At 60.0% G+C, this 25,862-nt stretch carries 24 protein-coding genes; 15 read left to right on the top strand and 9 right to left on the bottom strand.

The annotated features are described in order from the left end of the window. Positions 1-12: 12 nt before the first annotated feature. Genes AABM55_RS03935 through mrcB form a run of 3 tightly spaced genes read right to left on the bottom strand, consistent with a single transcriptional unit; the run spans position 13 to position 3,447 of the window. Positions 13-348 carry a YqcC family protein gene (locus AABM55_RS03935; RefSeq protein WP_347928876.1) on the bottom strand — a complete coding sequence of 112 codons (336 nt, stop codon included), beginning with the start codon at positions 346-348 and terminating at the stop codon, positions 13-15. Then, complete coding sequence (locus AABM55_RS03930) at positions 348-1,106, bottom strand: M48 family metallopeptidase (protein ID WP_054595574.1); 759 nt, start codon at positions 1,104-1,106, stop codon at positions 348-350. The genes AABM55_RS03935 and AABM55_RS03930 overlap by 1 nt, the downstream gene beginning before the upstream one ends. A 16-nt stretch (positions 1,107-1,122) precedes the next feature. Further along, on the bottom strand, positions 1,123-3,447 hold the full coding sequence (gene mrcB, locus AABM55_RS03925; protein ID WP_103320101.1) for a penicillin-binding protein 1B: 2,325 nt from the start codon (positions 3,445-3,447) through the stop codon (positions 1,123-1,125). Positions 3,448-3,564: 117 nt separating this feature from the next. Here mrcB and AABM55_RS03920 point away from each other — a divergent pair, with 117 nt between their 5' ends. The 3 genes from AABM55_RS03920 (at position 3,565) to AABM55_RS03910 (ending at position 6,053) form a co-directional block, all read left to right on the top strand. Then, complete coding sequence (locus tag AABM55_RS03920; protein ID WP_347928875.1) at positions 3,565-5,121, top strand: bifunctional aminoglycoside phosphotransferase/ATP-binding protein; 1,557 nt, start codon at positions 3,565-3,567, stop codon at positions 5,119-5,121. Between the two features lie 90 nt (positions 5,122-5,211). Beyond that, positions 5,212-5,556 carry a pentapeptide repeat-containing protein gene (locus AABM55_RS03915; protein ID WP_054595571.1) on the top strand — a complete coding sequence of 115 codons (345 nt, stop codon included), beginning with the start codon at positions 5,212-5,214 and terminating at the stop codon, positions 5,554-5,556. 224 nt (positions 5,557-5,780) lie between these two features. Next, on the top strand, positions 5,781-6,053 hold the full coding sequence (locus AABM55_RS03910; RefSeq protein WP_019691679.1) for a TfoX/Sxy family protein: 273 nt from the start codon (positions 5,781-5,783) through the stop codon (positions 6,051-6,053). Between the two features lie 255 nt (positions 6,054-6,308). On the opposite strand, the gene AABM55_RS03905 is transcribed toward AABM55_RS03910, so the two are convergent. The 4 genes from AABM55_RS03905 to AABM55_RS03890 are packed head-to-tail and all read right to left on the bottom strand — an operon-like array spanning position 6,309 to position 9,858. Continuing rightward, positions 6,309-7,160 (bottom strand): ChaN family lipoprotein, encoded by an 852-nt coding sequence (locus AABM55_RS03905; RefSeq protein WP_347928874.1) that lies wholly within the window; start codon positions 7,158-7,160, stop codon positions 6,309-6,311. 9 nt (positions 7,161-7,169) lie between these two features. After that, the gene (locus AABM55_RS03900; protein ID WP_054595569.1) at positions 7,170-7,937 is read right to left on the bottom strand and encodes a heme ABC transporter ATP-binding protein; all 768 of its coding nucleotides are present in this window, start codon (positions 7,935-7,937) and stop codon (positions 7,170-7,172) included. Next, positions 7,937-8,920, bottom strand: a complete 984-nt coding sequence (locus AABM55_RS03895) for an iron ABC transporter permease (protein ID WP_347929988.1) — start codon at positions 8,918-8,920, stop codon at positions 7,937-7,939. Before AABM55_RS03895 ends, AABM55_RS03900 begins: the two co-directional genes overlap by 1 nt. A gap of 50 nt (positions 8,921-8,970) precedes the next feature. Then, positions 8,971-9,858, bottom strand: a complete 888-nt coding sequence (locus tag AABM55_RS03890; RefSeq protein WP_347928873.1) for an ABC transporter substrate-binding protein — start codon at positions 9,856-9,858, stop codon at positions 8,971-8,973. Between the two features lie 185 nt (positions 9,859-10,043). Here AABM55_RS03890 and AABM55_RS03885 point away from each other — a divergent pair, with 185 nt between their 5' ends. Next, a complete protein-coding gene (locus tag AABM55_RS03885) occupies positions 10,044-10,361 on the top strand; it encodes a Rieske (2Fe-2S) protein (protein WP_054595566.1) in 318 nt (105 codons plus the stop codon). A gap of 12 nt (positions 10,362-10,373) precedes the next feature. Here the strand turns inward: AABM55_RS03885 and sfsA are convergent, their stop codons facing one another. Beyond that, positions 10,374-11,087 carry a DNA/RNA nuclease SfsA gene (gene sfsA / locus AABM55_RS03880; RefSeq protein WP_347928872.1) on the bottom strand — a complete coding sequence of 238 codons (714 nt, stop codon included), beginning with the start codon at positions 11,085-11,087 and terminating at the stop codon, positions 10,374-10,376. Beyond that, positions 11,087-12,259, bottom strand: coding sequence for a pyridoxal phosphate-dependent aminotransferase (locus tag AABM55_RS03875; RefSeq protein WP_054595564.1), 1,173 nt, complete (start codon positions 12,257-12,259; stop codon positions 11,087-11,089). Before AABM55_RS03875 ends, sfsA begins: the two co-directional genes overlap by 1 nt. Before the next feature lie 332 nt (positions 12,260-12,591). On the opposite strand from AABM55_RS03875, the gene dksA reads away from it, so the two are divergent. The 11 genes from dksA to pgi all read left to right on the top strand — a co-directional run bounded on the left by dksA (position 12,592) and on the right by pgi (position 25,701). Beyond that, on the top strand, positions 12,592-13,038 hold the full coding sequence (gene dksA / locus AABM55_RS03870) for an RNA polymerase-binding protein DksA (protein WP_054595563.1): 447 nt from the start codon (positions 12,592-12,594) through the stop codon (positions 13,036-13,038). Positions 13,039-13,122: 84 nt separating this feature from the next. Continuing rightward, positions 13,123-14,019 carry a tRNA glutamyl-Q(34) synthetase GluQRS gene (gluQRS, locus tag AABM55_RS03865; protein ID WP_347928871.1) on the top strand — a complete coding sequence of 299 codons (897 nt, stop codon included), beginning with the start codon at positions 13,123-13,125 and terminating at the stop codon, positions 14,017-14,019. Positions 14,020-14,096: 77 nt separating this feature from the next. Further along, positions 14,097-14,273: a hypothetical protein gene (locus AABM55_RS03860; RefSeq protein WP_003176118.1), complete on the top strand. Its 177-nt coding sequence runs from the start codon at positions 14,097-14,099 to the stop codon at positions 14,271-14,273. Then, positions 14,257-17,211 (top strand): sensor histidine kinase, encoded by a 2,955-nt coding sequence (locus tag AABM55_RS03855; protein ID WP_162491270.1) that lies wholly within the window; start codon positions 14,257-14,259, stop codon positions 17,209-17,211. The genes AABM55_RS03860 and AABM55_RS03855 overlap by 17 nt, the downstream gene beginning before the upstream one ends. A 22-nt stretch (positions 17,212-17,233) precedes the next feature. Then, the gene (locus tag AABM55_RS03850) at positions 17,234-18,667 is read left to right on the top strand and encodes a sigma-54 dependent transcriptional regulator (protein ID WP_054595560.1); all 1,434 of its coding nucleotides are present in this window, start codon (positions 17,234-17,236) and stop codon (positions 18,665-18,667) included. Between the two features lie 712 nt (positions 18,668-19,379). Beyond that, complete coding sequence (locus AABM55_RS03845; RefSeq protein ID WP_054595559.1) at positions 19,380-20,783, top strand: polynucleotide adenylyltransferase PcnB; 1,404 nt, start codon at positions 19,380-19,382, stop codon at positions 20,781-20,783. 4 nt (positions 20,784-20,787) lie between these two features. Further along, the gene (folK, locus tag AABM55_RS03840) at positions 20,788-21,270 is read left to right on the top strand and encodes a 2-amino-4-hydroxy-6-hydroxymethyldihydropteridine diphosphokinase (RefSeq protein WP_347928870.1); all 483 of its coding nucleotides are present in this window, start codon (positions 20,788-20,790) and stop codon (positions 21,268-21,270) included. Positions 21,271-21,595: 325 nt separating this feature from the next. Further along, positions 21,596-22,396: a 3-methyl-2-oxobutanoate hydroxymethyltransferase gene (gene panB / locus AABM55_RS03835; RefSeq protein WP_054595557.1), complete on the top strand. Its 801-nt coding sequence runs from the start codon at positions 21,596-21,598 to the stop codon at positions 22,394-22,396. Beyond that, positions 22,393-23,253, top strand: a complete 861-nt coding sequence (gene panC, locus AABM55_RS03830; protein ID WP_054595556.1) for a pantoate--beta-alanine ligase — start codon at positions 22,393-22,395, stop codon at positions 23,251-23,253. The genes panB and panC overlap by 4 nt, the downstream gene beginning before the upstream one ends. Before the next feature lie 158 nt (positions 23,254-23,411). Further along, positions 23,412-23,792 carry an aspartate 1-decarboxylase gene (gene panD / locus AABM55_RS03825; RefSeq protein WP_003228271.1) on the top strand — a complete coding sequence of 127 codons (381 nt, stop codon included), beginning with the start codon at positions 23,412-23,414 and terminating at the stop codon, positions 23,790-23,792. 244 nt (positions 23,793-24,036) lie between these two features. After that, positions 24,037-25,701, top strand: coding sequence for a glucose-6-phosphate isomerase (pgi, locus tag AABM55_RS03820; protein WP_145022128.1), 1,665 nt, complete (start codon positions 24,037-24,039; stop codon positions 25,699-25,701). Positions 25,702-25,862 lie beyond the last annotated feature (161 nt).

The raw sequence follows: 25,862 nt of genomic DNA, 5'->3' as shown, positions 1-25,862 counted from the left end.
GCAGTTTCCGGCTTAGCGGGAGGCCGTGATGAGCTGATCGAACTCTTTGAGCAAGGCTTGCAACCGCTGATCCTTGCCCTGGACATTACGCGAAGCAAAGACCATCTCGGCCATTTCCTGAATGCCCGAGGCGTTCGGCAGCGGCAGGTTGTTCTCAAGGATGATCTTCATGCGCGGCAGGAAGATCCATTGCAGCCACTGCTCGAAATCCAGCGTATCGACGGAAAATGGCTCGACGCTGGCCAGCGCCTCAGCGCTTGGCGAGACCTCGCCCCACCAGCCCTGAAGACGCAACTCACGCTCGATCAGCAGCAGCTGTTCGGCGATCTTCGGAAAACGGACATCCATCAGAGCGAAACCTTGGCCTTTTGACGAGCCTGCGCCGCGCCAGCGGAGTCGCCCTGTTTCTCACGCGCCTGGGCGATCAGTTCCCACAGGCTCGCCTGCAGATCCGGACGTCCATTGGCAAACGTCAAACCTCGGCGAGCGAACTGCTCGGCTTGCGCTGCATCACCTTGGGCCAAGCGCACCTGCGCCAGACGATAAAGCACTTGCGGCTCACGCGGAGCAACCCGCTGGGCACGCTCGAGGCTGGAAGACGCACCATTGAGATCGCCGCTCGCCTGTTGCTGCTGCGCGGTGGTCAGCAAGGCCAGTACCGGACCGTCAAGCTGCTCGTCGGCAGACAAACCGCCGCCGCTGCTCGCAGGAGGAATCCCGCTCGGCGTCGATGGCATGCTGTAGTTACCCTGATTGATTGGTGCCGACTGCATCGGTCCGCTGTCATACGTCCCCGGAGTAATCGGACCGGAACTGGTCGGGCCAGGACTGATCGGCTGCGTGCTGATTGGCGTCGACGTCGTCGCGCCACCGCCCGGGATCATTACCACCACGCCAGTGTCACCCTGCGGGATCGCCTGAGTCTGGGCTTGTGCCGGCCGTTTCACGGTGCTTTTACGGAAACCGCCATTGGCAGAAATCCGCTCACTGTTGGACACGGCCGTACCGGAGTCGACCACTGGAATCGAGCCGTGCTGCACATTGGAGCAACCGCTGAGCAAAGCCAGGGCTGTCACCGTAACCGCTGGAATAAACCACTTGTTCACTTGAATCCCTCTTTGCTTAATTCATCCAGCCCTTGACCCAATCCATCACCGATTCGCCTGACGCGGGGCCTGAACCACCGCACGCAGCGCCAGGAGGCGGTTCGCTGCCGCGAATATACGGCATCTGCACCGCGCCTGGGCAGCTGGCTTCAGAACCCTGGCCGGTGCGCGAATCGACCCAGGCTTGAACGATATTATCCGGCTGCGGCATATCCAGCGGCAACGGGTCGGCCTTGCGCATGAAACTGGTCCAGACTTGCAGCGCGCCCGTGGCACCGGTGAACGGCGTCTTGCCGTTGTCATCGCGCCCCAGCCAGACCACTGCCAGCAGATCCTGGCTGAAACCGGCGAACCAGCTGTCTCGCGAGTCGTTACTGGTACCGGTTTTACCCGCCAGCGTCAGCGTCTTGGGCAGCACGTTGTAAACCGAGCTACCGGTACCTTCACGCATCACGCGCTGCATGGCGCTTTGGATCAGGTAGATGGAAGCCGGATCGAAACGCTGCTGAATCTGGAACGGATAACGCTTGAGCGGCTGACCTTCGGCGGTCAGTACGCTGCGAATCCCGCGCATCGGCGTGTTGAAACCACCGTTGGCCAGCGTCTGGTACATGGTTGCCACTTCAATCGGCGTCATGCCACCCGCTCCCAGCAACATCGACGGGAAGGCCGGAAACTCGCGAGTGATGCCCAGACGCCCAAGGGTTTTCAGGACGTTCGGCACACCGACTTCCAAGCCCAGACGCGCAGTCGACAGGTTGTAGGAGTGCGCCAGCCCCTGGTACAGGAAAACCGTACCGTGGGAGCGACGATCATAGTTCTGCGGTTTCCAGACCTGACCATCTGCGCCTTTGACCGAGAAGGACTCATCGGACAGCCAACTGGTCAAGGTGTACTGGCTCGGCTTTTCAAGCGCGGTCAGGTATACCGCCGGCTTGATCAGGGAACCGATTGGCCGCACGGCATCCAGCGCCCGGTTGAAGCCGGCGAAGCTGGCCTGGCGACTACCGATCATCGCCTGGACTTCACCGGTTTCAGGATTGGTCACGACCATCGCCGCTTCAACATCATCCGAACCTTTGCGGCCGGCAAGGCGCTTGAAGGTATCGTTGACCGAGGCTTCGGCCTTCATCTGCAGGATCGGGTCGAAACTGGTGAAAATCCGCAGACCTTCTTCGGTCAAGTCTTCGTCGCGGTAGTCTTCGCGCAGTTGACGCTTGACCAGATCGAGGAAGCCCGGGAACGAACTGTCGGCCAGGCTGCCGCGCTTGGTCACGCCCAGCGGCATCTTCTTCGCCGCAGCGACTTGCTCGGCAGTAGCGACACCTTGCTGTTCCAGCAGATCGAGTACCAGATTGCGTCGCTCAAGCGCGCGCTCCGGGTAGCGACGCGGGTTGTAATAGGACGGCCCTTTGACCATACCTACCAGCAACGCGACTTGATGCAACTTGAGTTCGGACAGCGGCTGGCTGAAGAAGAACTGACTGGCCAGACCAAAACCGTGCACGGCGCGCTGACCGTCCTGACCGATGAACACTTCATTGAGGTAAGCCTCAAGAATGTCCGGCTTTTTGTAGTGCAACTCAAGCAGCATCGCCATCATCGCTTCGGTCAGCTTACGGCTCAGGCTGCGCTCGTTGGTCAGGTAGAAGTTCTTGACCAGTTGCTGCGTCAACGTACTACCGCCCTGACGCATTTGCCCGGCCGATGTGTTGACCCAAACGGCCCGCATGATCGATTTTGGCGACACACCGAAGTGGTGATAGAAGTCACGGTCTTCCACCGCCACCAGCGTATCGAGCAGATACGGTGGCACTTGATCGATCTTGATCAGGATGCGGTCTTCGAGGTTTTTCGGGTAAAGGCCACCGATCAACAGCGGCTCGAGGCGCACCACCGACAGTTTTGAACCGTTGGTCGACGACAGCTCGGCGACGTAATCGCCCGAGAAGCGCACACGTACCGGTTGAGCCTGCTCCAGGCCCTCATAGAACTGGAACCCACGGGTGTTCAAATCGACGGTATTGCCGTTGACCGATGCCGCGCCAGGTCCATTGGCCACACTTTCGCGGCGATAACCCAAGGCATCGAGCTCGGTGAGAAAGTCATCCTTGCTCAGTTTCTGTCCGACGAACAGTTCGAGCGGGCGCGCATAAACCTTGGCCGGAATGGTCCAGCGCTTGCCGGAGAACTTCTCCTGGACCACGGCATCAAGGTAAACCGCGAAGCCTGCCAGCACTACGAGGCCGACCAGACTGAGCTTGAGCGCCCAGCCTAACCAGGGGCGCAGGCCGCTAGAAGGAGGTTTTTTAGGGGTACGAGGGGATCGGGTACGAGTCATGGCGGCGGATTATACGCACTTTATTCCCGATCAACATGAGCCCAGCGAGGTTTGCGTTAACCCGGCTAGCCGCCATAATGTTGCCCTTGAATTTTTCCAGACTCTGAAGGATCACCTGTGAGCCAGTCCTTGATCGCTGCCCTGCAAAACCCGGCCCTCTACCCGCATCCTGTAGAGGGATTCCAGGTCATCGAGACGCACATCTCATGGGTGCTGCTCACTGGCCCCTATGCTTATAAAGTGAAGAAGCCGGTCAATTTCGGCTTCCTCGACTTCACCAGTCTCGAGTCACGCGAACATTTCTGCAGCGAAGAACTGCGCCTTAACCAGCGTCTGACCAACGATTTGTACCTTGAAGTGCTGCCGATCACCGGCAGCATTGAAGCGCCGCAATTGGGCGGCACCGGTCCAGTGCTCGATTACGCGCTGAAAATGCGCCAGTTCCCGCAAAGCCAGTTGCTCAGTAACCTGCAGGCCAATGGCGAACTGACGACTGCGCACATCGACGAGATGGCCACCCAGATCGCCCGGTTCCACCTGAGCACCCCGAAGGTTCCGGCAGCTCATGAAGCCGGCACGCCTGAAAGCGTCATGGCACCGGTGCGGCAGAACTTCGAACAAATCCGCCCGTTCCTCAGCGAAAAAGCCGACCTGCTGCAACTCGACGCCCTGCAAGCCTGGGCCGAAAGCAGTTTCGAACGCCTGAAACCACTGCTGGTACAACGTAAGGCCGAAGGTTTCATCCGCGAATGCCACGGTGATATCCATTTGGGCAACGTCACCGTGATCGACGGCAACGTGGTGATTTTCGACTGCATCGAATTCAACGAGCCGTTCCGCTTCACCGACGTCTATGCCGACACCGGTTTCCTGGCGATGGACCTTGAAGACCGTGGCCTGAAAAGCCTGGCTCGGCGCTTCATGAGCCAATACCTGGAGCTGACCGGCGACTATCAGGGCCTTGAGCTGCTGAACTTCTATAAAGCCTACCGCGCACTGGTTCGCGCCAAGGTCGCCCTGTTCAGCATGCCCGCCGAGGCCGATCCGGTGCAGCGCGCCACCACCCTGCGCCAGTACCGCAACTACGCCAACCTGGCGGAAAGTTACAGCACCATTCCATCGCGCTTCATGGCGATCACCCACGGTGTTTCTGCCGTAGGTAAAAGCCACGTAGCCATGCGCCTGGTAGAAGCACTGGGCGCGATTCGCCTGCGCTCCGACGTCGAGCGCAAGCGCCTGTTCGGCGAACAGCACGTACCGAACGACCTGCAAGCGGGTATCTACAGCGCCGACGCCAGTGCCAGCACCTATTCCCGCCTGCATGAAATCGCTGGCGTGATTCTGCGCGCCGGTTTCCCGGTGGTCATTGACGCGACTTACCTCAAGCGTGAACAACGCGATAACGCGGCAAAAATCGCCGAAGCGACCGGCGCGCCATTCCTGATCCTCGATTGCAACGCACCACAAGCCGTGATCGAGAGCTGGCTCGCACAGCGTCAAGCAGACAAAAACGATCCATCTGACGCCAATCTGGCTGTTATCGCAGCTCAACAAGCCAGCCGCGAGCCGCTGACTCCGGCAGAGATTCTCTGCAGCAAACGCGTTCAGACCAATGAAAGCGGGACCCTCGACACCGTGGTCGCGCAAATTCGTCAGCGTCTGCCGGGGCTGTAAGAAACTAAATTCAGGCGCGAAGCCCTAACCGGCTTCACGCCTGCAAAATAGTGGCACTATACTGGCGTCATAAAACCAACAGGTGACACCATGAGCCAGCCGAAACTTCTCGACACCCCGCTATATGCCCTGCTGCACAAAGACGACATCGAAGGCTTCAATCGCGAAAGGCCCAAGTCCGGGCCTATCGATATGGTGGGCGGCGACTTTCGTGGCCTCGACCTGCGCGAGCTGAACGCCGAAGGTATTGATTTCAGCGATGCCTATTTCCGCTCTGCCGACCTGCGCGGCATTGATTTTCGTGATGCCTCCCTCGAAGGCGCGAGCCTGGCCCACGCACAAATCTCTGGCGCTTACTTTCCCTCCGAGCTGAGCGCTGACGAAATTCTCATGTCGATGAATTTCGGCACTCGCCTGCGCTACCGCACCCGCTAACACCTGCCGTCACCTGAAGTCCGGTGCCCCTGCTGCGCGCCGGACTGCATGCCTGATCTCCCAAGTCCTTTCCTGCCGCCGCTACCGCCCTTTCCAGAACTATCTGGTAGAACGCCTTAGAAGCTTTTGCGTTCAAACTGACCAAACAACCACGCTTTTCCTACTGACCGCTACACTCCTGTGAGGCTTGCCCACGCACTCTTCGGCTGTCGCAAGGAGGCTTGATGAATGATGAACTGCAACACCTGAAAAACCTTGGCAAGACATCGGCGCAATGGCTGCATGCCGTGGGCATCCACAGCGCCTCGGACTTGCGCCGCCTGGGCGCGGTAGATGCTTATCGTGCGGTACGCACTCGCGGGTTTCGCGCCTCGAAGGTGTTGTTGTATGCGATTGAGGGGGCGCTGATGGATGTGCACTGGAACGATATCCCCGCTGATCGCAAGGAAGCACTCAATAAACAGCTTGAAGCCATTTCGTCACGTCACAAGGTCTAAAGCCCAGCATTTACAGGCGATCCAAACAAGTGTTTAGCAAAAGAGCAAAGAACTCGGAAAACAGCGATTGACTTAGAAATGAGAATCGTTATGATTATCGCAACTGATCGCGAGATCAGCTGATCTTCTGAAAGACCATTGGTTCGGACTCTCAGATTATCTCCTCATCAGGCTAATCACGGTTATTTGACCCGGCTCTTGCCGGGTCTTTTTTTGCCTGTCGAAAAGTGCTTCGCGAGATATGCCGACTGCTTGTTACTGACGCATTTGCGCGCAATAGTCCTGAACGGGTCGGGCGGCCGTGTACCAGACGTAATCCGCCGATGCCGACGAGACCACAGCTCCCTTCTCCGCCAGCATCACCACCACGGGCGCCGAATGCTCACCAAGATCCTGCACATGCAACGGTACGCCAATGTCCAGCCGCGCGTGATAAGCGCCGGCAAACAACAATGCCGGCGCGGGCGCTGCCAGCAGTTGTTCGGCCATTTGCCGATCACGTTGTTGCTGAACCGCCAGCATGGCCGGCATCCGGCTTTCGGGTAACAACCCGCAATGAGACTCACGGATTTGCGCCAGCAGCTCATTCCTGACCGCTGGCGCATTCGACCGGGTTCCGCTTACGGCCGGCGCTTGCTTGTACATACGCCGAACGTCAGTCGAGTCCAGATTCGCCGCCAATAACGGATAGGGCTGAGCCAGGGCAAAGCGCACAATCGGCCCATACAGATTCCAGTCCCAACCCGATTGCCAGGCCAACGCCGCCGGCAAATCGGCGGGCCAGCGAGCGGTGTCCAACGCATGGATTTCATCGACACGTGCCTGCTGGTCCGGCGTCAGCATTTCCAGCAGCACGCTGCCCTGAGTCCGGCGCTGGGACAGTGCCTGCAATAACCACAGCTGTGCGTGATGATGATCAGGATTGTCATGCTGCTCGCCAACGATCAGCCGTGGCGCCCCGGCCAACCGCTCGACCAGCGCTTGCGCGCTCAGACGCTGACCGCTATGCAGATCGCGAATCACCCCAGCCGGTTGATCCACGGCACTGGGTGCCATGTTTTGGCATGACACCAGTAACAACAGCGCCAGAATCAATATCCCACGCATGAGCTCACCTCAACGGGCGATGATCAGTGGATGCCCGCGCTCCGGGTGCGGCTGCACCAACACATCCAGCCCGAACACGGCTTTGAGCGGCTCCGGCCGCAGCACCTGCTGCGGTGTGTCCAATGCATGCGGACGGCCACTTTCGAGCAACAGAATGCGATCACAGTAACGCGCCGCCAGATTCAGGTCATGCAGAATCACCAGCACCGCCGCTCCGCGATCAGCAAATTCCCGAATCGCCTGCAAGGTGGTGTGCTGATGCAGCGGATCGAGCATCGACGTCGGCTCGTCGAGCAGCAAGGTTTGCCCAGCCTCCCCCGGCCAAAGCTGCGCCAGCACCCGCGCCAGGTGCACACGCTGGCGCTCACCGCCGGACAGGGCGAGGTAGCTGCGGCCACTCAAATGCCCGACATCGGCAGCCTGCAAGGCAGCAGCGACAATCTCGTCATCGCGCACCCGGCCTGTTTGATGCGGTAAACGGCCCATGCCGACCACTTCCTCGACGCGGAACGCAAAATCCAGGGTCGAGGTCTGAGGCAATACCGCCAGGCGTTGCGCCCGTTGTGCACCATCCCATTGGCTTAGCTCGCGCTGATCGAGCCAGACACGACCATGATCAGGACGTAACTCGCCGCATAACGCGCCGAGCAAGGTACTTTTGCCCGCGCCGTTGGGGCCCAGCACTCCGAGGACTTCGCCCGGCTTGAGCTCAAGATCGATATCGGCCAGGACGATTTTCTTGCCGCGGCAGATCTGCAGGTTTTCCACTCGCAGCATCAGGCGCGACCTCGTAGCAGCAAATACAGAAAGAACGGTGCGCCGATAAACGCCGTAACGATGCCAATCGGCAATTCAGCCGGGGCCAACGCCAAGCGCGCCACCAGATCGGCAAACAACAACAGGCTGGCGCCTGCCAGGACTGAGGCCGGCAATAACACGCGATGATCGGGTCCCGCCAACAGTCGCACCAGATGCGGCACCACCAGCCCGACAAAACCGATCATCCCTGCCGCCGCAACAGCGGCACCGACGCCCAGCGCGGTGCAGAACACCAGCTCGCGCTTGAGCCCTTCGACGTTGATACCCAAATGACTGGCCTCGGACTCACCGAGCAACAACGCATTCAACGCCTTGGCCCGGCGCGGCAACCACAGCGCTACCGCGGCGCTCACCAACAACAATGGCCAGAGTCGCGCATAGCTGGCGCCATTCAGGCTGCCCAGGTTCCAGAAGGTCAGCGTACGCAAGGTCGCGTCGTCCGCCAGATAGGTGAACAAACCCACCGCCGAACTGGCCAGCGCCGTCAGAGCGATGCCTGCCAGCAACATGGTTGCCACGTTGGTCTGGCCGTTACGCCGACCAAGACGGTAAACCAGCGCCGTCACCCCGAGCCCACCCAGAAACGCACACAGCGATAACAGGTAAGGACCGATCGCCTCAGGCAAGCCGCCAAACAGCGAGCCGCCGACAATCGCAATCGCCGCGCCCAAGGCTGCACCACTGGAAACGCCGACCAACCCCGGATCGGCCAGCGGATTGCGGAACAAACCCTGCATCGCCACGCCAGACAACGCCAGCACCCCGCCCACCGCCAGACCGAGCAAAGTACGCGGCAAGCGAATCTGCCCGAGGATCAGTTCAGCCTGCTCCAATCCCTCGGCAGGAACCGGCAGACCGATCATCCGCATTGCGGCGCGCATCGTATCGAGCAGCGGCAAGCTGACCGGGCCCAGGGCCAATGACAACCAGATCGCCAACAAACACAGCAAGCTCAGCCCGATGAACAACGAACGAGGTTTGACCAGAGTACTCATGGGGCGATGGTTGCCTTGGCCGATTCAGCGGGATAGAACCCGGCGGACAGCTTTACCAGGCTTTCCGGCAAGCGCGGTCCCAAGCCGCCAACCAACAGCGTCGGGTCCAGCTCGAACACCCGCCCGGCCTTGGCCGCCGGCGTCGACGCGAGAATCGGGTTTTCCTTGAACAACGCGGCACGCGCGGCGTCACCGGTCAGCGCCCGGTCGGCAAACACCAGCACGTCTGGCGTCAGGCCTGCGAGGGACTCAACGGAAAAAGGCTTGTAACCGGTATGGGTCGCCAGGTTATGCCCACCCGCCTGCTGCAACAGCCAATCGGCTGCGGTGTCTTTGCCGGCGATCAGCGGCTTGCCGCCAGCATGCCCCAGCAACAACAACACGCCCGGCGCCTTTTGTTTGGCCTGAACCTGGCTGACCCAGGCTTTCTGCTGTTCAAGTTGCTGTTGATAACTGTCGAACAGGGCGGTGGCCTGCGACTCGCTACCGAGCAATTTACCCAGGTGCTGCAAGTTGCCTTGCAGAGTTGGCAAGTCAGGTTGTGCAGAGAACAACTCAACCTGCACCCCGGCACCGCGAATCTGCGACAACACTGGCGGCGGGCCCATTTCTTCGGTGCCAATGAGAAGTTGCGGCCGCAAACTCAGAATGCCCTCTGCCGACAATTGCCGCTGATAACCGATACTCGGCAAGGCCTTGAGCGATTCAGGATGTTGGCTGGTGCTGTCGACGCCGACCAGTTTCGACTCGCCGCCCAACGCACTCACCCACTCGGACAAAGCCCCGCCGGCACTGACCCAGCGTTGCGGCAATTCGGTCGCTTGAGCCCCATGGCTGAGCAAAAGTCCGACACAGAGCGCAATAGCGCTGGTACTCAGGCGCATAACAGGGTTTCCTTTGTGGAGTTTTCCCGCAGGATCAAGGCGTCGTCAGCTACGCAGCCGCCACGGGCGAAACACCCATTTGATAATTGTTTGCATTTGCACGTCAAGCGCAGACACATTTGCTAACCAGTGAGCGCGCACGCATCACCGCCAGAGGCCAGAGCCTTTGGCACTTGAGGATAGTCATGAAGTTTCTTTGCTCCAGCGCCGAGCTGGTCGATGCCAGCAGCCGTGGTTTCGAGATCGATGGCCAGAAGTTGTTTGCCGTACGCCGTGAAGGCCGGGTCTACGTGTACGAAAATCGCTGCCCGCATCGCGGTGTCGGCCTGGAATGGCAGCCGGACCAGTTTCTCGACCCCAGCGCCAGCCTGATCCAGTGCGCCACTCACGGTGCATTGTTTCTGATCGAAAGCGGTGAATGCGTGGCCGGGCCCTGTGCCGGGCAGTCCCTCAGTGCCCTGGCATGCCGCGAAGACAGCATGGGAATCTGGGTTCAACTTTAGGAACGACTATCTTCAAGAGCTCAGCAACACCTCCAGTCGACGGTCAACACGTACCTCGTGCGAGGTCAGGCTCACACCGTACGCCAACACTTCAACCCCGGCCGCTTTCGCCTCACGCAAAGCGGCCGCGTAACCCGGATCGATCTCCTCGGCCGGGCGCACCGAGTCAATGCCGGTCAGATTGACGCAATACAACTGCACCGCACGAATACCGTCCCGCGCCAGGCACGCCAGCTCGCGCAAGTGCTTGGCACCGCGCTGAGTCACTGCGTCCGGAAACGCCGCGACCGCTGAGCCATCGAAGCCCAGCGTGACGCTTTTGACTTCGACGAAGGCCGGGCCGCTCGGGTAATCGAGGCGGAAATCGATGCGGCTGTTTTCCCGACCATACGGCACTTCACGCTTGAGCCCGGTAAAGCCATTGAGTTCAGTGATCAAACCGCCACGCAGCGCCTCTTCAATCAAGGTATTGGCCCGCGCGGTATTTACGCAGGCCAGCCGCCCTTGCGGGGTCTCGCTGATTTCCCAGGTACCGGGCAACTTGCGTTTCGGATCATTGGAGCGGCTGAACCAGACCTGCCCGCCTTCGACCATGCAGTTGAACATCGACCCGGTGTTTGGGCAGTGAATAGTCAGCAACTCGCCGCCAACGGTTTCGATATCGGCGAGAAAACGCTTGTAGCGACGAATCAGCCGACCTTCTTCCAGAGGAGGATTGAAATGCATCAGCCTTGCCAGCTCCGCAGGCCACGGGCAATCCGCTGAACCGCCTCCTGCAAACGCGGCAGGCTCTGGGTGTAGGCGAACCGCACGTGATGACCGGCCTGATACCGACCAAAATCCAGGCCCGGGGTGAAGGCAACGTGTTCGGTTTCCAGAAAGTGCCGGCAGAAGGCAAACGCATCACCGCCAAAGGCACTGATGTCGGCATACAGATAGAAGGCGCCTTCCGGCTCCACGGCGATCCCGAAACCCAACTCGCGCAAGGCTGGCAACAGGAAGTCACGTCGGCGCCCGAACTCGGCCCGGCGCTCTTCGAGAATGCTGATGGTGTCCGGCTCGAAGCAGGCCAGTGCTGCGTGCTGGGCCATGCTCGGCGCGCTGATGTAAAGGTTCTGCGCGAGTTTTTCCAACTCGCCGACCGCAGCCTCCGGGGCGACCAGCCAACCAAGGCGCCAGCCAGTCATGCCGAAATACTTGGAGAAACTGTTCAGCACAAAAGCGCTGTCATCGACTTCCAGCACACTGGCAGCGTCGGTGCCGTAGGTCAGGCCGTGATAGATCTCGTCCACCACCAAATGGCCGTGGCGCTCTTTGATTGCCGCAGACAGCCCGGCCAGCTCATCGCGGGTCAGGATGGTTCCGGTCGGGTTGGCCGGTGAAGCGACCAGTGCGCCAACGCTGTCGTGGTCCCAGTAACGCTCGACCAGACCTGGCGTCAGCTGATAGCGCACGTCCGGGCCGACCGGCACCAGTTGCGCCGCACCTTCCACCAGCCGCAGGAAATGCCGGTTGCACGGGTAACCCGGGTCGGCCAGCAGCCAGTGTTTACCGGGATCGACCAGCAAGGCGCTGGCCAGCAGTAACGCGCCAGAACCACCCGGCGTGATCAGGATGCGCTGCGGGTCGATGTTCAAGCCGTAACGTTGTTCATAAAAGCCCGAAATGGCTTCACGCAGCTCTGGAATGCCACGAGCCGCGGTGTAACGGGTTTTCCCCGCCGTCAGCGCCGCCTGGCCGGCCTTGATGATCGGCTCGGCGGTGGTGAAATCCGGTTCGCCGATTTCCAGGTGAATCACGTCGTGCCCGGCCGCTTGCAATTCATTGGCGCGCGCCAGCAATGCCATGACATGGAAAGGTTCGATAGCGCGGCTGCGCGCACTGTAGGGCTGAGCCATTAGCCTTCCTTCAACGGGGGAAAAGAATTGATTCTACCCAAGCCCGGGAACGAGCGAGAACCTAAAGCGGTCACAACCGGAAGTTCACCCGTAAAAGAGCTGATACATAAGCCTCAGGATTGACTAAAATCAATATCTGATCAGGCCTCCAGACCCGCCAGACAAGGCTTTGCAAACATTTGCAAGCCTTACGGACCGCAGCCTCGACATCCGGGAGTAGCGCGCTCCGATTTGATCTGGTAAGTTCGCCCGCTTGCAGCCGCAGGGCCGGCAGGTGTCGGTGATGGAGCAATCCTGCGCAATGGATTACAAGAGTAGAGGCGGTCCATTTCATGCCCACCCAAGCAAAGCAGCAAAGCACTGAGCCAAAGATCAGCGGCTTCGAACCCTATATTGAAAGCAAGGGCGAGGAGTACATGGGCGAGCCCATGCGCAAACACTTCACCAAGATCCTGCAGAAGTGGAAACAGGACTTGATGCAGGAAGTCGACCGCACTGTTGATCACATGAAGGACGAAGCGGCGAACTTCCCCGACCCGGCCGACCGTGCCAGTCAGGAAGAAGAATTCAGCCTCGAACTGCGTGCCCGCGACCGCGAGCGCAAGCTGATCAAGAAAATCGACAAGACCCTGCAACTGATCGAAGACGAAGAATACGGCTGGTGCGAGTCTTGCGGCGTCGAGATTGGCGTCAAACGCCTGGAAGCACGCCCTACCGCTGACATGTGCGTCGACTGCAAGACCCTTGCAGAGATCAAGGAAAAGCAAGTCGGCAAGTAAGTGGCCGCTTGAACGAAGAACGGAGCGTGCGAACGCTCCGTTTTTGTTTCTGACTGTTTTGTTCTTTCAATTAACATCGCGCCCATGACTGCCATCAAATCCCCCGCCTACATCGGGCGCTTCGCTCCCACCCCCAGCGGGCACCTGCACTTCGGCTCGCTGGTCGCGGCATTGGCCTCGTACCTTGACGCCCGCTCGGTTGGCGGCCGCTGGCTGTTGCGCATGGAAGACCTCGACCCGCCTCGGGAGGAACCCGGCGCCCAAGCGGCGATCCTCAAGGCACTGGAAAGCTACGGTTTCGAATGGGACGGCGAAATGGTTCGCCAGAGCGACCGCCACGACGCCTACGCGCAGGTGTTGAATCAACTGTTCAACCATGGCCTGGCCTACGCCTGCACCTGCTCGCGGAAAAAACTGGCGCCTTATCACGGGATTTATCCAGGTCTGTGCCGCAACGCCGGTCATGCCAGCGAAGACGCCGCAATCCGCTTGCGCGTCCCGGAACTGGAATATCACTTCACCGACCGCGTGCAAGGCGAATACCGCCAGCACCTGGGCCGTGAGGTCGGCGACTTCGTCATCCGTCGACGCGACGGGCTCTACGCCTATCAACTGGCAGTGGTGCTCGACGACGCCTGGCAAGGCATCACCGATATTGTCCGCGGTGCCGACTTGCTCGATTCCACCCCGCGCCAGTTGTACCTGCAAGAACTGCTCGGTCTACCGCAACCGCGCTATCTGCACCTGCCGCTGATTACCCAGCCGGACGGCAACAAGCTCGGCAAGTCCTACCGCTCGCCGCCATTGACCGAAGATCAGGCGACCCCCCTGTTGCTGCGCGCCCTGCGCGCACTGGGACAAAAACCCGGCCACGAACTCGATAACGCCAGCCCCAGGGAAGTATTGAACTGGGGCATCAGGCACTGGGATGCGGCGTTAATCCCGCGCACACTGACACTACCCGAAGCGCAATTACGCTGACTAAGCTTGCAGGTTGGCGCCCATCCGTTACCATCGCCGCACGTTTTCGGGCACGCGCACAATAAAGAGAGGCCGGGATGTACATCTATCGCTTGGTCCTGCTCCTGGTAGTGGGGATCTATCTGTTCTCCCCAGCCATCATGGACTGGTGGATCGACGCCACTGGCGCCTGGTATCGCCCGTATCTGCTGTGGCTGATTCTGATCGTCGTGACCTTCATCCTGCAGAGCCAAAAAGATGCCGATGAGCTTTAGCCTGACCCAGATGATCCTGATCAGTGCCGCCTACCTGGCGGTGCTGTTTGGTGTTGCCTGGATCAGTGAACGCGGAATGATCCCGCGAGCGATCATTCGCCACCCGCTGACCTACACCTTGTCATTGGGTGTCTACGCCAGCGCCTGGGCGTTCTACGGCACGGTCGGCCTGGCCTATCAATACGGTTATGGCTTCCTGTCCAGTTACCTCGGCGTTTCCGGGGCGTTTCTGCTGGCGCCGGTGTTGCTCTACCCGATTCTGAAGATCACCCGTACCTATCAACTTTCCTCCCTGGCCGACCTGTTTGCGTTTCGTTTCCGCAGCACCTGGGCCGGCGCGCTGACCACCATCTTCATGCTGATCGGCGTGCTGCCGTTGCTTGCGTTGCAGATTCAGGCGGTCGCCGATTCGATTGGCATCCTCACCCGTGAGCCGGTGCAGCATCGGGTCGCCCTGAGTTTTTGTGCGCTGATCACCCTGTTCACGATCTTCTTCGGCTCGCGGCATATAGCGACCCGAGAGAAACACGAAGGCCTGGTGTTCGCGATTGCCTTTGAATCGGTGATCAAGCTGATCGCCATTGGCGGCGTTGGCCTCTACGCCTTGTACGGCGTGTTCGACGGTCCGCAACAGCTGGAAGTCTGGTTGCTGCAAAACCAGACCGCCCTCGCCGCCCTGCACACGCCGCTGCAAGAAGGCCCATGGCGCACGCTGCTGCTGGTGTTCTTCGCCTCGGCGATCGTGATGCCGCACATGTACCACATGACCTTCACCGAAAACCTCAACCCGCGCTCGCTGGTCAGTGCGAGTTGGGGCTTGCCGCTGTTTCTCCTGCTGATGAGCCTGGCCGTACCGCTGATTCTCTGGGCTGGCCTCAAACTTGGCGCCACCACCAACCCGGAATACTTCACCCTCGGCGTCGGCATCGCCGCCAACAGCAAGGCGCTGGCACTGCTGGCCTACGTCGGTGGTTTGTCAGCTGCCAGCGGCCTGATCATCGTCACCACCCTGGCGCTGTCCGGGATGGCCCTGAACCACCTGGTGCTGCCGCTGTATCAGCCGCCTGCCGAAGGCAACATCTACCGCTGGCTGAAATGGACCCGCCGCGCCTTGATCGTCGCGATCATCATGGCCGGCTATGGTTTCTATCTGCTGCTGGGCGCCGAGCAGGACCTGGCCAACCTGGGCATCGTCGCATTCGTTGCCACCCTGCAGTTTTTGCCCGGCGTACTGTCCGTCCTGTATTGGCCGACCGCCAACCGTCGCGGCTTCATCGCCGGGTTGCTGGCGGGGATTCTGGTCTGGCTGGTAACCATGCTGTTGCCGCTGGTCGGCAACCTGCAGGGCTTCTATATCCCATTGCTGAACATGATCTACGTGCTCGACGACACCAGTTGGCACATGGCGGCGATCGCGTCGCTGGCGGCCAACGTGCTGATGTTCACGCTGATCTCGCTGTTCACCAACGCCAGTACCGAAGAAGCCAGCGCCGCCGAAGCCTGCGCCGTGGACAACGTACGCCGCCCTCAACGCCGCGAACTGCACGCCGCCTCACCCCAGGAGTTCGCCACCCAACTGGCCAAACCGTTGGGCGCCAAAGCCGCGCAGAAAGAAGTCGAACAGGCCCTGCGCGACCTTTATCTGCCGTTCGACGAGCGTCGCCCATATGCCTTGCGCCGCCTGCGTGACCGAATCGAAGCCAACCTCTCCGGCCTGATGGGCCCGAGCGTTGCGCAAGACATGGTCGAAACCTTCCTGCCGTACAAGGCTGGCGGCGAAAACTACGTCACCGAAGACATTCACTTCATCGAAAGCCGCCTCGAGGACTATCACTCGCGCCTCACCGGCCTTGCCGCCGAACTCGATGCCCTGCGCCGCTATCACCGCCAGACCTTGCAAGAGTTGCCGATGGGTGTTTGCTCGCTGGCCAAGGATCAGGAAATCCTCATGTGGAACAAGGCCATGGAGGAGTTGACCGGGATCGCCGCGCAACGCGTGGTCGGTTCACGCCTGGGCACCCTCGGCGAGCCGTGGAAAGAACTGCTGCAAGGCTTCATCAATCTTCCCGACGAGCATTTGCACAAACAGCACCTGGCTCTGGACGGTCAGACGCGCTGGCTGAACCTGCACAAAGCGGCGATCGACGAACCGCTCGCGCCCGGTAACAGCGGTCTGGTATTGCTGGTCGAAGACCTGACTGAAACCCAGATGCTCGAAGACAAACTGGTGCACTCCGAACGTTTGGCGAGTATCGGTCGACTGGCGGCCGGCGTGGCCCATGAAATTGGCAACCCGATCACCGGCATCGCGTGTCTGGCGCAGAACCTGCGCGAAGAGCGCGAAGAAGACAGCGAACTGAAGGAAATCAGCGGGCAAATCCTCGAACAGACCAAACGCGTGTCACGCATCGTTCAGTCGCTGATGAGCTTCGCCCACGCCGGCAGCCATCAGCACAATGACGAACCGGTCTGTCTGGCCGAGGTGGCCCAGGATGCCATTGGTCTGCTGGCGCTGAACCGCCGCAACTTCGAAGTGCAGTTCTTTAACCTGTGCGATCCCGAGCATTGGGTCGATGGCGATCCGCAGCGGCTCGCCCAGGTATTGATCAACCTGCTGTCCAACGCCCGCGACGCATCGCCGGCCGGCAGTGCGGTTCGAGTAAAAAGTGAAGCCAACGAACACACGATCGACCTGATCGTGGAAGACGAGGGCAGTGGTATCCCGTCGAGCATCATGGACCGATTGTTCGAACCCTTCTTCACCACCAAGGATCCTGGCGAAGGCACCGGTCTGGGCCTTGCACTGGTCTATTCCATCGTTGAAGAGCATTATGGACAAATCACCATCGACAGCCCGGCTGACACACAAAGCCAACGCGGCACCCGTATCCGGGTGACCTTACCGCGTCATGTCGAAGCGACGTCCGCTGTGAACTGAGACCGTCGAGAGTATCGAATCAATGCCGCACATTTTGATCGTCGAAGACGAAACAATTATCCGCTCCGCCTTGCGCCGCCTGCTGGAACGTAACCAGTACCAGGTCAGCGAAGCCGGTTCAGTGCAGGAAGCACAAGAACGCTTCAGCATTCCCACGTTCGACCTGATTGTCAGTGACCTGCGCCTGCCTGGCGCACCGGGCACCGAGCTGATCAAGCTGGGCCAGGGCAAGCCGGTGCTGATCATGACGAGCTACGCCAGCCTGCGCTCGGCAGTCGACTCAATGAAGATGGGCGCGGTGGACTACATCGCCAAGCCTTTCGACCATGACGAGATGCTCCAGGCCGTCGCACGCATCCTGCGTGACCGGCAATCGGCGCAAAGCTCCGTGGGCGAACCTGCGGTCGGCAAAGCCAGCGGCTCGGCGAAGTCCGCTGTCGATAACAGCAATGGCGAAATCGGCATCATCGGCTCGTGCCCACCGATGCAGGATCTGTACGGCAAAATCCGTAAAGTGGCTCCCACCGATTCCAATGTATTGATTCAGGGCGAATCAGGCACCGGTAAAGAGCTGGTCGCCCGCGCCCTGCACAACCTGTCCAAACGCGCCAAGGCGCCGATGATTTCGGTGAACTGCGCAGCCATCCCGGAAAGCCTGATCGAGTCCGAGCTGTTCGGCCACGAGAAAGGCGCGTTTACCGGCGCCAGCGCCGGGCGCGCGGGCCTGGTTGAAGCCGCCGACGGCGGCACCTTGTTCCTTGATGAAATCGGCGAACTGCCACTTGAAGCCCAGGCGCGCCTGCTGCGCGTGCTCCAGGAAGGTGAAATCCGCCGCGTGGGCTCGGTGCAATCGCAGAAGGTCGACGTACGCCTGATCGCTGCGACTCACCGTGACCTGAAGAGCCTGGCCAAGATCGGCCAGTTCCGTGAAGACCTGTATTACCGTCTCCACGTTATCGCCCTGAAACTGCCGGCCCTGCGTGAGCGTGGCGCGGACGTCAACGAAATCGCCAATGCTTTCCTCGCCCGCCAGAGCGCGCGCGTGAATCGCACCGACCTGAAATTCGCTCCGGACGCCGAACAGGCAATTCGTCATTACTCCTGGCCGGGCAACGTGCGTGAACTGGAAAACGCTGTCGAGCGTGCCGTCATCCTGTGTGAGAGCCCGGAGATTTCTGCCGAGTTGCTGGGCATCGATATCGAGCTCAGCGATCTTGAAGATGACGAGTTCATCGGCCTGGCACCGCAACAGGGCAGCACCGGCAACACCAGCCACGAGCCCACCGAAGACCTGTCACTGGAAGACTACTTCCAGCACTTCGTCCTCGAACACCAGGATCACATGACCGAAACCGAATTGGCTCGCAAACTCGGCGTCAGCCGCAAATGCCTGTGGGAGCGTCGTCAGCGCCTGGGTATCCCACGACGCAAGACCGGCGCGACCAGCGAAAGCTGAACGTCACCTGTCGAGTGTGCGAGTAACACATGACAATGTGAAAAAACTGTTACCGCAGCTTTTTCTCGTAACAGAAGCCGGGGCTTACGGTAACGAAGCCCCGGTTTTTTTTGGCCCTGAAAAAGGCGACCCAGGCACCTAACCCCTTGTTTTACTGGGGCTCGCAAAAGTTGGCACGGCACCTGCTATATGTTTGGTACAAGAACAATAACAAGCAATGCACAAGACAATAAAAATAAGACGAATCGACTCACGCACAACAAAAACAAGACGGCGAGAGGCGTAGCTAACTGATTCTTTTGGAGAGGCGTTGTATTTGGGGCTTGCCCCGCAACCAGGCCGAGAACAACAAAAACTGCCCTAAGGCAGAGCCTGAACTGGTTGGATCGCACAGATCATTGCAGCACAGCGACCAAAGCAATCCGTTTGCTCTTGGCTCCCGATTGGGAGGGTCATGAAGGAAACCTTCATGACAAGGGCGCGACACAAAAACAAGAAGCCCGAAACCAAAAATAAAAATAGAGCATGCAACTACTTCTTGGGGAGCTTCGGCTCCCCTTGTAGTTTCTGGCGTTTGGCCTCACAGGCTCGACAGCTGCTACAGAGACCTTGCGCAGCTTCCTACACCATCCCCCGACTAAATGCTAGAATCCCGGCCCATCATGCGGTCATTCTTCGTTTTGGCCGAACATTCCTTCAAACAGTGCATCCCATGCTGAAGAAGCTGTTCCAGTCATTCCGTTCTCCCTTGCGTCGTACGCAACACATTCGCAGCACGCCTGAAGTGCTCAACAGCAGCCAACACTCGCTGCAACGGGCTCAGTTCAGCCGTTATGCGGTGAACATCGTCGAACGCCTGCAGAGCGCCGGCTACCAGGCTTACCTGGTCGGTGGCTGTGTGCGCGACATGCTGCTCAACATCACACCCAAGGATTTCGACGTCGCCACCAGCGCCACGCCGGAGCAGGTTCGCGCCGAGTTTCGTAATGCGCGGATCATCGGGCGCCGATTCAAACTGGTGCACATCCATTTTGGTCGCGAAATCATTGAAGTCGCGACCTTCCGCGCCAATCACCCGCAAAACGACGAAGAAGAAGACAGCAACCAGTCCTCGCGTAACGAAAGCGGGCGCATTCTGCGCGACAACGTTTACGGCACGCTGGAGGAAGACGCGCAACGCCGCGACTTCACCATTAACGCCCTGTATTACGATCCGGTCAGCGAACGCATTCTCGACTACGCCAACGGCGTACACGACATCCGCAATCACCTGATCCGCCTGATCGGCGACCCGACCCAGCGTTACCAGGAAGACCCGGTGCGGATGCTCCGTGCGGTGCGTTTCGCCGCCAAGCTGGACTTCGGCATCGAGAAGCACAGTGCCACGCCAATCCGTAACCTGGCACCGATGCTGCGCGAGATCCCGTCGGCGCGCTTGTTCGAAGAAGTGTTGAAGCTGTTCCTTTCGGGTCATGCCGCGGACACCTTCGAGATGCTGGTCGATCTGCAATTGTTCGACCCACTGTTCCCGGCCAGCGCCGAAGCCCTGGAACACAACCCGACCTACACTCACACCCTGATCAGCGAAGCGCTGATCAACACCGACCTGCGGATCAAGCAGAACAAGCCGGTGACGCCAGCGTTCCTGTTCGCCGCCCTGCTCTGGCCAGCCTTGCCGGCCCGCGTACTGCGCTTGCAGGATCGTGGCATGCCGCCGATTCCGGCCATGCAGGAAGCGGCTCACGAACTGATCAGCGAGCAATGCCAGCGGATCGCGATTCCAAAGCGCTTCACCATGCCGATCCGCGAGATCTGGGACATGCAGGAGCGCCTGCCACGCCGCAGCGGCAAACGTGCCGACCTGTTGCTGGACAACCCGCGATTCCGTGCCGGTTACGACTTCCTGCTACTGCGTGAAAGCGCTGGCGAACAGACCAATGGCCTGGGCGAATGGTGGACGGACTATCAGGACGCCAACGAAAGCGAACGCCGCGACATGATCCGCGACCTCAGCGGCAAGGACGACGGTGCCAGCGGTGCGCCGCGTAAACGTCGCCGCAGCGGTGGCGCCAAGCGCAAACGTGCCGCTGGCGTACCGAGTGCGTCGGGCGAGTAAATCGATGGAACGCATTTACATTGGCATGGGCAGCAACCTCGCCGCTCCCGCGGAACAATTGCGCAGCGCCGTCGAAGCGCTCGCGCAGTTACCCCAGACAGCGTTGGTGGGGGTTTCGTCCTTCTATCAAAGCGACTCCTTGCTGCCAGGCCAGCCGCGTTATACCAACGCGGTGGCCGCGCTCGACAGCACGCTGACGCCGCTTGAGCTGCTCGATGCACTGCAAGCCATCGAAATCGACCAGGGTCGCGAGCGTCATGAACGCTGGGGCCCGCGCACGCTGGATCTGGATATCCTGCTGTTCGGCGATCGACTGATCGACGAGCCCCGCCTCAAAGTCCCCCATTACCACATGCAGGCCCGAGCCTTTGTGCTGTACCCATTGGCCGAACTGGCGCCAGCTGACCTGCAACTGGCCGACGGTCGTCACCTGCGCGACCTGCTCGCTGCATGCCCGTTCGTCGGGCTGGAACGCCTGGCCCCGTAGGAGCAAGACTTGCCCGCGATGGCAACACTGCGGTTTCCAGACAGACCGCGTAATCGTTCATCGCGAGCAAGCTCAGCGCCTACAGATCTATGCTGAATCGCATCAGTAACGCCGGTAACACCAACGGCGTAACATTGCGGTAACACATCCAATTGACTTCCCGAGTTCTCCTCACGACTATAGGCGTCCCGCTGCCGGCAACCCGGCACTACAGGGCGCAATCCAGGCTTTTAAAGCACGACACAAGACCGTGCGCCTGAGTAAATGAAGAATCACGCGCGTTACCCGCAGTAGTTTTCCAAGCGCCTGAATGAGGATTTCTTACATGCCAGCTATCACCTTGACCACATTGCAGAGCCTCAAGCAAAAGGGTGAAAAAATCACCATGCTGACCTGCTACGACGCTACCTTCGCCCACGCTTGCAATGAGGCGGGTGTTGAAGTGTTGCTGGTGGGCGACTCCCTTGGCATGGTGTTGCAAGGACACGACAGCACCCTGCCGGTGACCAACGCCGAAATGGCTTACCACGTCGCCGCGGTCAAGCGTGGCAACACCGATGCCTTGATCCTCGCGGACCTGCCGTTCATGGCCTACGCCACCATCGAGCAAACGATGACCAACAGTGCCCAGTTGATGCAGGCCGGTGCACACATGGTCAAGGTCGAAGGCGCGCTGTGGCTGGCCGAGTCGATTCGTCTGCTGGCCGAACGCGGTATTCCGGTGTGCGCGCACATGGGGCTGACGCCACAGTCGGTGAACATTCTCGGCGGCTATAAAGTTCAGGGCCGCAATGAAAACCAGGCCCGGCAGATGCGTGCCGACGCGATTGCCCTGGAACAGGCCGGCGCGGCGATGCTGTTGCTCGAATGTGTACCGAGCGAGCTGGCCCACGAAATCACTCAAGCGGTGAAGATTCCGGTGATCGGCATCGGCGCCGGCAATGCCACCGACGGTCAGGTGCTGGTACTGCACGACATGCTCGGCCTGTCCCTCAGCGGCCGCGCACCGAAGTTCGTGAAGAACTTCATGGCCGGCCAAGACAGCATTCACGCCGCCCTGAGCGCTTACGTCGCTGAAGTCAAAGCCGCAACCTTCCCTGGCGCCGAACACGGATTCTCTGCATGAACACTGTCAAAACCGTACGCGAACTGCGTGCCGCCGTCGCCCGCGCTCGCGGCGAAGGCAAACGTATCGGCTTCGTACCGACCATGGGCAACCTGCACAGCGGTCACGTCGCACTGGTCACCAAAGCCGCCCAACGAGCGGACTTTGTGGTCGCAAGCATTTTCGTCAACCCGCTGCAATTCGGTGCCGGCGAAGACCTCGACAAGTATCCGCGGACCTTGGCCGCCGATCAGGAGAAACTGCTGCAAGCCGGCTGTCACCTGCTGTTCGCCCCAACCGTCGAGGAAATGTACCCGGACGGCATGGCCGGCCAGACCCGCGTCAGCGTTCCACTGCTGTCTGAAGGCCTGTGTGGCGCCAGCCGCCCCGGGCATTTCGAAGGCGTGGCGACGGTGGTCAGCAAGTTGTTCAACATGGTCCAGCCAGACCTCGCGGTCTTCGGTCAGAAGGACTTCCAGCAACTGGCGGTGATTCGCGCGCTGGTGCATGACCTGAACATGCCGATCCAGATCATTGGCGAACCCACCGTAAGAGCCGCCGACGGTCTGGCGCTGTCCTCGCGCAATGGTTTCCTCAGTGAAGAACAGCGGGCCGTCGCGCCAATTGTGTATCGCACGCTGAGCGACATCGCCGAAGCCATCAAACAGGGCGAACGCGATTACCCGGCGCTCCTGGCCCGGAAGATCGAGCAGCTCCAGGCCGCCGGGTTGCGTCCTGATTACCTGGAAATCCGCCACGCACTGACCCTGCGCCCAGCGACCGTGGATGACCGTGACCTGGTGATCCTGGTGGCCGCTTTCCTGGGCACGACCCGGTTGATCGACAACCTGCACCTGAACCTCGACGCTCCGGTTTAAAGGGCAAGATCAAAAGATCGCAGCCGGCGGCAGCAACTACAGAATTATACGATTCGGTGTAGGAGCTGCCGCAGGCTGCGATCTTTTGCGGTGTATTGCCGGCCTCAAAAGCTTCGGGCAAACTGCCCGCCGTTCGGATCTGACCAAGGGAAACACTCATGCACGCCATCATGCTCAAAGCCAAGCTGCATCGCGCCGAAGTTACCCACGCAGTGCTCGACTACGAAGGCTCTTGCGCCATCGACGGCGAATGGCTGGACCTGTCCGGGATCCGTGAGTACGAACAGATCCAGATCTACAACGTCGACAACGGCGAACGCTTCACCACTTACGCCATTCGTGGCGAAGAAGGCTCGCGCATGATCTCGGTCAACGGTGCCGCCGCACACAAGGCCAAGGTCGGTGATCGGGTGATCATCTGCGCTTACGCTCATTACAGCGAAGCCGAACTGCTCAATTTCAAACCGCGCATGCTCTACATGGCCCCCGGCAACGAGCTGAGCCATACCAGCAATGCCATCCCGGTTCAGGTCGCCTGAGCCCTCCCCCGTACTCCGAACACTGAAAGCCCGCCTGCCTGGCGACCTTAAGTGCCGGTACAAAATAGTACCGGCCACAGGTCAGACAAAGCCAAGACAGATCACACCGCGAGGTTTACTGTAATCGCCCTGCGCTATTAAATCGTTTATTCGCAGTTCAACCGGAGGGCGCCTGTCATCAAACAGGACATTCCGGATTTTTCAGTGTCCTAAAGGCAGTCCAAGTAAAAGGAAACCCGCAGCGATGGCGTACTACCGCACTCCTCATGACGTTACCGCTCTGCCAGCCTGGCAGGCGCTGAATGATCACCGCCAAGCCATGCAGGATTTCAGCATGCGCGAAGCGTTCAATGCCGACCCGCAGCGTTTTACCCAGTTCACACTGAGCAGCTGTGGACTATTTCTTGATTACTCGAAAAACCTGATCAACACCGAAACCCGCAATCTGCTGGTGGGCCTGGCGAACGAAGTCGGCTTGCAAGACGCGATCAAGGCGTTGTTCAACGGCGAAATCGTCAATGCCTCCGAAGGCCGTCCGGCGTTGCATACGGCCCTGCGCCGCCCGGTGGGCGACAAGCTGTCGGTCAATGGCGTCAACGTCATGCCTGACGTGCACAAAGTGCTGAACCAGATCACCGAGCTGGTCGGGCGCATTCACGACGGCCTGTGGCGTGGTTACACCGAGAAGCCGATCACTGACGTGGTGAACATCGGCATCGGTGGTTCGTTCCTCGGCCCTGAACTGGTGTCCGAAGCGCTGTTGTCCTACGCCCAGAAAGGCGTGCGCTGCCATTACCTGGCGAACATCGACGGCAGCGAATTCCATGAGCTGTCGGCAAAGATTCGTGCCGAAACCACGCTGTTCATCGTTTCCTCGAAATCCTTCAACACCCTCGAAACCCTGAAAAACGCCCAGGCCGCTCGCGCCTGGTACCTGGCTCAGGGCGGCTCCGAAGCCGAGCTGTATCGCCACTTCATCGCCGTTTCGAGCAACAACGCTGCGGCCGTGGCCTTCGGTATTCGCGAAGAAAACATCTTCCCGATGTGGGACTGGGTTGGTGGGCGTTACTCGCTGTGGTCGGCCATCGGTTTGCCGATTGCCCTGGCCATCGGCATGTCGAACTTCAAGGAACTGCTGTCCGGCGCCTACACCATGGACCAGCACTTCCAGAGCGCACCGTTCGAACAGAACATGCCGGTGCTGCTGGCATTGCTCGGTGTCTGGTATGGCAACTTCTGGGGCGCGCAAAGCCACGCGATCCTGCCGTATGACCACTACCTGCGCAACATCACCAAGCACTTGCAGCAACTGGACATGGAGTCCAACGGCAAGAGCGTACGTCAGGACGGCACGCCGGTTTCCACCGATACCGGTCCGGTCATCTGGGGCGGCGTCGGTTGCAACGGTCAACACGCCTATCACCAGTTGCTGCACCAAGGCACCCAGCTGATTCCAGCCGACTTCATCGTGCCGATCGTCAGCTTCAACCCGGTTGCCGACCACCATCAGTGGCTGTACGCCAACTGCCTGTCGCAAAGCCAGGCGCTGATGCTCGGCAAGACCCGCGCCGAGGCGGAAGCCGAGCTGCGTGAAAAAGGCGTGGCCGAAGACCAGGTGCAAAAACTCGCGCCGCACAAGGTGATCCCGGGCAACCGCCCGAGCAACACCCTGGTGGTCGAGCGCATCAGCCCGCGTCGTCTTGGCGCGCTGGTGGCGATGTACGAGCACAAGGTGTTCGTGCAGAGCGTGATCTGGGGCATCAACGCCTTCGACCAATGGGGTGTTGAGTTGGGCAAGGAGCTGGGCAAAGGCGTCTACAGCCGCCTGGTCGGCAGCGAAGAAACCCCGGCCGAAGACGCTTCGACCCAGGGCCTGATCAACTACTTCCGCGGTCGTCACCGCGGGTGATTTGACCCTCAAAGCTTGCTCGCGATGCAGGCGCTGCGGTGTATCCGATACACCGCATCATCGTTCATCGCGAGCAAGCTCTGCTCCTACGAGGGTCGCGTAGCTCCCCTCTTGAACCCGATAGTCACTCGGCGCATCTTTATCACTTGTGCAATACAAGC

It is taken from the genome of Pseudomonas helvetica, assembly GCF_039908645.1.
Classification (GTDB): Bacteria; Pseudomonadota; Gammaproteobacteria; order Pseudomonadales; family Pseudomonadaceae; genus Aquipseudomonas; species Aquipseudomonas helvetica.
Note: the sequence above shows the minus strand (reverse complement) of the source record. Positions and strands in the feature narration are given on the sequence as shown.

Bases quoted from the DNA above. Each gene is read 5' to 3' on its own strand.
- AABM55_RS03935 (WP_347928876.1), bottom strand. From the start codon at position 348: ATGGATGTCCGTTTTCCGAAGATCGCCGAACAGCTGCTGCTGATCGAG.
- mrcB (WP_103320101.1), bottom strand. From the start codon at position 3,447: ATGACTCGTACCCGATCCCCTCGTACCCCTAAAAAACCTCCTTCTAGC.
- AABM55_RS03915 (WP_054595571.1), top strand. From the start codon at position 5,212: ATGAGCCAGCCGAAACTTCTCGACACCCCGCTATATGCCCTGCTGCAC.
- AABM55_RS03910 (WP_019691679.1), top strand. From the start codon at position 5,781: ATGAATGATGAACTGCAACACCTGAAAAACCTTGGCAAGACATCGGCG.
- AABM55_RS03905 (WP_347928874.1), bottom strand. From the start codon at position 7,160: ATGCGTGGGATATTGATTCTGGCGCTGTTGTTACTGGTGTCATGCCAA.
- AABM55_RS03900 (WP_054595569.1), bottom strand. From the start codon at position 7,937: ATGCTGCGAGTGGAAAACCTGCAGATCTGCCGCGGCAAGAAAATCGTC.
- AABM55_RS03890 (WP_347928873.1), bottom strand. From the start codon at position 9,858: ATGCGCCTGAGTACCAGCGCTATTGCGCTCTGTGTCGGACTTTTGCTC.
- AABM55_RS03885 (WP_054595566.1), top strand. From the start codon at position 10,044: ATGAAGTTTCTTTGCTCCAGCGCCGAGCTGGTCGATGCCAGCAGCCGT.
- sfsA (WP_347928872.1), bottom strand. From the start codon at position 11,087: ATGCATTTCAATCCTCCTCTGGAAGAAGGTCGGCTGATTCGTCGCTAC.
- AABM55_RS03875 (WP_054595564.1), bottom strand. From the start codon at position 12,259: ATGGCTCAGCCCTACAGTGCGCGCAGCCGCGCTATCGAACCTTTCCAT.
- dksA (WP_054595563.1), top strand. From the start codon at position 12,592: ATGCCCACCCAAGCAAAGCAGCAAAGCACTGAGCCAAAGATCAGCGGC.
- gluQRS (WP_347928871.1), top strand. From the start codon at position 13,123: ATGACTGCCATCAAATCCCCCGCCTACATCGGGCGCTTCGCTCCCACC.
- AABM55_RS03860 (WP_003176118.1), top strand. From the start codon at position 14,097: ATGTACATCTATCGCTTGGTCCTGCTCCTGGTAGTGGGGATCTATCTG.
- AABM55_RS03855 (WP_162491270.1), top strand. From the start codon at position 14,257: ATGCCGATGAGCTTTAGCCTGACCCAGATGATCCTGATCAGTGCCGCC.
- AABM55_RS03850 (WP_054595560.1), top strand. From the start codon at position 17,234: ATGCCGCACATTTTGATCGTCGAAGACGAAACAATTATCCGCTCCGCC.
- AABM55_RS03845 (WP_054595559.1), top strand. From the start codon at position 19,380: ATGCTGAAGAAGCTGTTCCAGTCATTCCGTTCTCCCTTGCGTCGTACG.
- folK (WP_347928870.1), top strand. From the start codon at position 20,788: ATGGAACGCATTTACATTGGCATGGGCAGCAACCTCGCCGCTCCCGCG.
- panB (WP_054595557.1), top strand. From the start codon at position 21,596: ATGCCAGCTATCACCTTGACCACATTGCAGAGCCTCAAGCAAAAGGGT.
- panC (WP_054595556.1), top strand. From the start codon at position 22,393: ATGAACACTGTCAAAACCGTACGCGAACTGCGTGCCGCCGTCGCCCGC.
- panD (WP_003228271.1), top strand. From the start codon at position 23,412: ATGCACGCCATCATGCTCAAAGCCAAGCTGCATCGCGCCGAAGTTACC.
- pgi (WP_145022128.1), top strand. From the start codon at position 24,037: ATGGCGTACTACCGCACTCCTCATGACGTTACCGCTCTGCCAGCCTGG.